Source organism: Mesorhizobium delmotii (assembly GCF_900149755.1).
Lineage (GTDB): Bacteria > Pseudomonadota > Alphaproteobacteria > Rhizobiales > Rhizobiaceae > Mesorhizobium > Mesorhizobium delmotii.
Window position 1 is genome coordinate 18664 of sequence record NZ_FUIG01000064.1, and the last position, 5345, is coordinate 24008.

Genomic DNA, 5345 nt, shown 5'->3' on the forward strand with positions numbered 1-5345 from the left:
CGCGCAATTAAACCGCAGGCGAGCTCAGCCGGGCAAAACCCTCCTGCCGGCGATAGGGGAAATACGGATAGGGCGCGGTGACTTCGCTTGCCGTGTCGAGCGTCTTCATCAGGTCTGATGTCAATGACCAACCGACGGCGCCGAGGTTCTGGCGCAGCTGTTCCTCGTTGCGCGCGCCGATAATGACAGAGGCGACGGTCGGCCGCTGCAGCAACCAGTTGATGGCGATCTGCGGCATCGTCTTGCCGGTTTCCTTGGCGACAGCGTCGAGCGCATCGACGACCCGGTAGAGTTGCTCGTCCTCGACCGGTGGCCCGAAGCCTGCGGTGTCGTGCAACCGGCTTGTTTCCGGCAGGGGCTCACCGCGGCGGATCTTGCCGGTCAGGCGGCCCCAGCCGAGCGGGCTCCACACCAGCGCGCCAACGCCCTGGTCGAGGCCGAGCGGCATCAGCTCCCATTCATAGTCGCGCCCGACCAGCGAGTAGTAGACCTGGTGGGCCACGTAGCGCGGATAGCCGTGCCTGTCTGCCAGGCCGAGCGATTTCATCACTTGCCAGCCGGAAAAGTTGGAAACGCCGACATAGCGCAGCTTGCCGGTGCGCACGAGACTGTCCAACGTCGACAGCACCTCCTCGATCGGCGTTGCGGCGTCGAAAGCGTGCAGTTGCAGCAGGTCGATGTAATCGGTGCCGAGACGCCTCAGCGCATCCTCGACGGCCTTGATGAGGCGCGAACGGGAGGAGCCGGCATCGTTGGGACCGTCGCCCATCGGCAGCGAGGTCTTGGTCGAGATCAGCACGGCATCGCGGCGACCCTTGATGGCCGCGCCGAGCACCTCCTCGGAGGCGCCATTCGAATAGACGTCGGCGGTGTCGAACAGGTTGACGCCGGCCTCCAGGCAGATGTCGACCAGCCGCCGCGCTTCCGTCGCATCGCTGTTGCCCCAGGCGCCGAACAGCGGCCCCGAACCGCCGAAGGTTCCAGCGCCGAACGAGAGCGCCGGGACCTTCAGACCCGAGGCGCCAAGACGTCGATAATCCATGGTTTTGCTCCTTGTATCGAAGGGTGGTTGGATTTGTTTGGGATCGTCACGACCGGGCGGATGCCGGTGCGCCGAGCTCCGAGCTGCGGTCGAGGCGCAGCGCTAATCCCGCCACGGCCAGTGCGGAGAGCGGCAGCAGGGCGGCGACCCAGCTGACGGCGCCGAGGCCGGGGCCATGGGCGATCACCATGCCGCCGAGCCAGGCGCCGGCGGCGTTGCCGAGGTTGAAGGCGGCGATGTTGAAGGATGAGGCCAGGCTCTGGCCGGCGCCTTCAGCCTTTTCCAGCACCCACATCTGCAGCGGCGCCACGGTGGCGAAGGCGGCAGCACCGAGAAGGCCGACATAGATGACGGCCATCACCTGGCTGTGCAGGGCGAAGGTCATCGTGCCGAGCACCAGCGCCAGCACAACGAGACTGCCGAGGACGGAAGGCACCAGCCAGCGGTCGGCGAACTTACCGCCAAGCAGATTGCCGGCGATGAGGCCGCCGCCGAAGACCAGCAGGATCGGCGACACGGCTGCTTCCCCAAAACCGGTGATCTCGGTCAGCAGGGGAGCGATATAGGTGAAGACGGCGAAGACGCCGGCATAGCCAAGCACGGTGGTGGCGAAGCCAAGCAGGACCGGCGCGCGGCCGAGCACGGCGAGATCGCCGCGCAGGTCGCTCTTCTCAGGCGCTGCCTGGCTGCGCGGCACCAGCAGGAGAATGATGGCGAAGGCGACGATGCCGACCAGGGTTACCGCCCAGAAGGTCGCGCGCCAGCCGAAGGCCTGGCCGAGCCATGTGCCGAAGGGCACGCCGAGGATGTTGGCGATGGTCAGGCCGGTGAACATCAGGGCGATCGCCGAGGCCTTCTTGTTGGGCGCCACCAGCCCGGTCGCCACGACCGAACCAACGCCGAAGAAGGTGCCGTGGGCAAAGGCGGTGAGCACGCGGGCACCCATCAGCGTCCAGTAGTCGGGGGCGAGCGCGCAGGCGAGATTGCCCAGCGTGAAGATTGCCATCAGCGCCAGAAGCACCGTCTTGCGCGGCCAGCGGCCGGTGGCGATCGTCAGCAGCGGCGCGCCGATGACGACGCCGAGCGCATAGCCGGAAATCAACTGGCCGGCGGCCGAGATCGAGACTCCGAGATCGGTGCTGACGTCGAGCAGCAGGCCCATGATGACGAATTCGGTGACACCGATGCCGAAGGCACCGGCGGCGAGGGCGTAAAGAGCAAGAGGCATGGCGGTTCCCACTTCGATGACAGCCAGTGTTGAAGACGGGACGCCGTGTCCTCCCACGCCCCGTCCCGGAAGATCGTGTCGCGGCGTGCTGTGAACCAGTCTTGCGCAGGGCACATTGTCTGTGAAATAGATTCACGAATGGCGAGACCCGACATCAACCGCTCCGGCGAGATCGAAGTGTTCGTCCGCGTCGTCGAGGCGGGCAGTTTTTCGGCCGCCGCTCGCGCGTTGCGGATGACGCCGTCGGCAGTGAGCAAACTGATTGCGCGGCTTGAGGCCCGTCTTGGCGCGCGGCTGATCAGCCGTTCGACACGCAAGCTGCAACTGACACCGGAGGGCGCGGCCTTCTTCGACAGCGGCGTGCGCATCCTGGCCGACATGGCGGCAGCCGAGCGCGAGGCGGCGGCCGGCGCCGCCCCGCGCGGCCGGCTGCGCGTCAACAGCTACGTGCCCTTCGGGCAACACCGGCTGATCCCGCTTTTGCCGCGTTTCCTCGAACGCTATCCGGAAATCACCATCGATCTGGTTTTGACCGATCATGTCATCGACCTCATGGAGGAGCGCGCCGATGTCGCGATCCGCGCCGGGCCGCTCGGCGAATCACGGTTGGTGGCGCGCAAGCTCGGGCAAAGTCCGGTGGTCGTCGTCGCTGCGCCGTCCTACCTGAGGACGCACGGCACGCCCCGAACGCCGGCCGATCTCGATCATCACAGCCGGATGGGTTTCTGCTTCGTGCGCCATCTCGATGATTGGCCATTCGTCGACGCGGCCGGCGAGGCCGTTCTCGTCCCGATAACCGGAAATGCGCTGGTCAGCGATGGCGAGGCGATGCGGCTGATGGCGCTTTCGGGGGCGGGCATCGCCCGGCTGGCGCGCTGGCATGTGGAACCCGACATCGCCGCCGGGCGGCTGGTACCGCTTCTGGAGGCCTTCAACCCAGGCGACGAGGAGCGTACCCACGCCGTCTATGTCGGGCAGGGCAAGCATTTGCCGGCGCGGGTGCGGGCCTTTCTCGATTTTCTGGTCGAGACGGTCCGCCTGACCTGAGCCTAAAGAAGATCGGAGCCCAAAGAAGATCGGGAGCCGGTCGGCTCCCGAAACATCAATCGAGGTGAGATTGAATTACTTTTTCGGCGCAAAGGGCGCCGGCCGCCGGCCGGCCGCCTGACGCTCGAGCATCCAGCCCGGATATTCGGCCGGCAGCGCGCTGACCTCGTCGAGACGAGCAAGATCGTCGGTGTCGAGCTTCAACTCGGTGGCGGCAAGGTTCTGTTCGAGCTGCTCCAGGCGGCTGGCGCCGATGATCACGCTCATCACGAAGGGTTTGGCGAGCACATAGCTCAGCGCGACCGTGGCGACGCTGACGCCATGCTTGCCGGCGATCTCGCGCATGACGGCGACCGCCGCCCAGGCGCGGTCCTCATTTACAGGCGGGAAATTGAAGCTGGCGCGGCGGCCTTCGCCATTGCCGGGCGCGCCGGGTCCGTATTTGCCGGAAAGCAGCCCGCCCGCCATCGGCGACCAGACCATCAGTCCAAGCTTCTCCTCGTTGAGCAGCGGAACGATCTCGCGCTCCAGGTCGCGGCCGGCGATCGAATAGTAGGACTGGACGGTCTCAAAACGGGCGAAGCCCTTGCGTTCGGCGATGCCCAATGCCTTGGCGATGCGCCAGGCCGCCCAGTTCGAAACGCCGACATAGCGGACCTTGCCGCTGGCAACCAGATCGTCGAGCGCCCGCAGCGTCTCATCGATCGGCGTCACCGTGTCGGTGCCGTGAAGCTGATAGAGATCGATATGGTCGAGCTGCAGCCGCTCGAGACTGCCCTCGACCGAACCCATGATGTGGCCGCGCGAGGAACCGCGCTGGTTGGGGCCGTCGCCCATGGCGCCATGGACCTTGGTGGCGATGATCACATCCTGCCGGTTGATGCCGAGATTCCGCAGCGACTGGCCGAGAAGCCGCTCCGATGCGCCGAAGGAATAGACGTCAGCGGTGTCGAAGAAATTGACGCCGGCGGCGAGCGAGCGCTGGACGATCCCGTCGACGCCGTCCTGGTCGAGGCTGGCGATCAGGCCCCATTGGGCGTTTTCGCCGGCGGCGCCGAAGGTCATGGTGCCCAGGCAAAGTTCGGAGACGAACATCCCCGTATTTCCAAGTTGATTGTAACGCATGCTGGCTCCAGAAAGTTTTGGAATAACCCGGCCAATATAGGAACGATACGTTCCGTTTCTATTCGTTGGCTTAACGGCCTAGTGGTTCTGGACCAAGCTCAGCGACCCGACGATCCGGCGTGGTGGGGAAACAGGTCAGATTGTCCAAGGATTGAGGACCGTCACCCCAGTATCGTCGAAATCGGCGACGTTTCGCGTAACCAGAATGAGGTCGTGGACGAGCGCGGTGGCGGCGATGAGCGTGTCGGCGCTGCCTCGCGTGCGGCCAGCCGAGATGCGACCCCACGACAACGCGACATCTTCAGTAACCGCAAGGATGCGGTCGGCATTGACCCGCCGAAGCTCTCGCAGCCACAGATCGAGGCGCATTGCCCGTTCGGGATCGACCTTGCGCAGCTTGACGATCCCGCGTTCGATCTCCCCGAGCGTGATGACACTGAGATTGACCGAATCCGGATCCACTGAAGCTAGCCACGCGGTAGGCTTGGGCAAGCGTCGTTCCACATCCGAAACGATGTTCGTGTCGAGCAGGTACATCAGAGGTCGATGTCGCGGATCATCGTATCCGAGCGACGGTTGACCTCCTCGGCGAAATCATCATCCCACACGGGACCGGTCAGAAGATATTCTGCCAGTGACTTCTTTTTTCCCGACAAGCGGTCATAGTCTTCGGCAGAAAGCACCACCGCCGCGCGCTCGCCACGCAGGGTCACCGTCTGCGGTCCCTCGCTGCGCGCGCGCTGAACCACTTTGGAAAAGTTGTTTTTCGCATCCTGAAGATGCCAGTTCATGGGCCCTCTCCTAGCTAGCTTGGCTAGGTATATGCCTGACGCGCCCGACTATCAAGGCTGATCGCTAAACTGCCGCTAAACGAAATGTCCGCTAGTGTCATGATCGCGTAAT

The 5345-nt window shown here is 64.7% G+C and carries 6 protein-coding genes; 1 reads left to right on the forward strand and 5 read right to left on the reverse strand.

The window, feature by feature from the left end:
- Positions 1-7 precede the first annotated feature (7 nt).
- Positions 8-1042: an aldo/keto reductase gene (locus tag BQ8482_RS32230; RefSeq protein ID WP_123151230.1), complete on the reverse strand. Its 1035-nt coding sequence runs from the start codon at positions 1040-1042 to the stop codon at positions 8-10.
- A gap of 46 nt (positions 1043-1088) precedes the next feature.
- Complete coding sequence (locus BQ8482_RS32235) at positions 1089-2270, reverse strand: MFS transporter (RefSeq protein ID WP_123151231.1); 1182 nt, start codon at positions 2268-2270, stop codon at positions 1089-1091.
- 138 nt (positions 2271-2408) lie between these two features.
- Here BQ8482_RS32235 and BQ8482_RS32240 point away from each other — a divergent pair, with 138 nt between their 5' ends.
- A complete protein-coding gene (locus BQ8482_RS32240; RefSeq protein ID WP_123151232.1) occupies positions 2409-3317 on the forward strand; it encodes a LysR family transcriptional regulator in 909 nt (302 codons plus the stop codon).
- Positions 3318-3392: 75 nt separating this feature from the next.
- Here the strand turns inward: BQ8482_RS32240 and BQ8482_RS32245 are convergent, their stop codons facing one another.
- From BQ8482_RS32245 to BQ8482_RS32255, 3 genes are all read right to left on the reverse strand, one after another.
- Positions 3393-4442: an aldo/keto reductase gene (locus tag BQ8482_RS32245; RefSeq protein WP_123151233.1), complete on the reverse strand. Its 1050-nt coding sequence runs from the start codon at positions 4440-4442 to the stop codon at positions 3393-3395.
- A 135-nt stretch (positions 4443-4577) separates the two neighbouring features.
- Positions 4578-4979, reverse strand: coding sequence for a type II toxin-antitoxin system VapC family toxin (locus BQ8482_RS32250; RefSeq protein ID WP_123151234.1), 402 nt, complete (start codon positions 4977-4979; stop codon positions 4578-4580).
- Positions 4979-5233, reverse strand: coding sequence for a type II toxin-antitoxin system Phd/YefM family antitoxin (locus BQ8482_RS32255; RefSeq protein ID WP_123151235.1), 255 nt, complete (start codon positions 5231-5233; stop codon positions 4979-4981). The genes BQ8482_RS32250 and BQ8482_RS32255 overlap by 1 nt, the downstream gene beginning before the upstream one ends.
- Between the last annotated feature and the right edge of the window lie 112 nt (positions 5234-5345).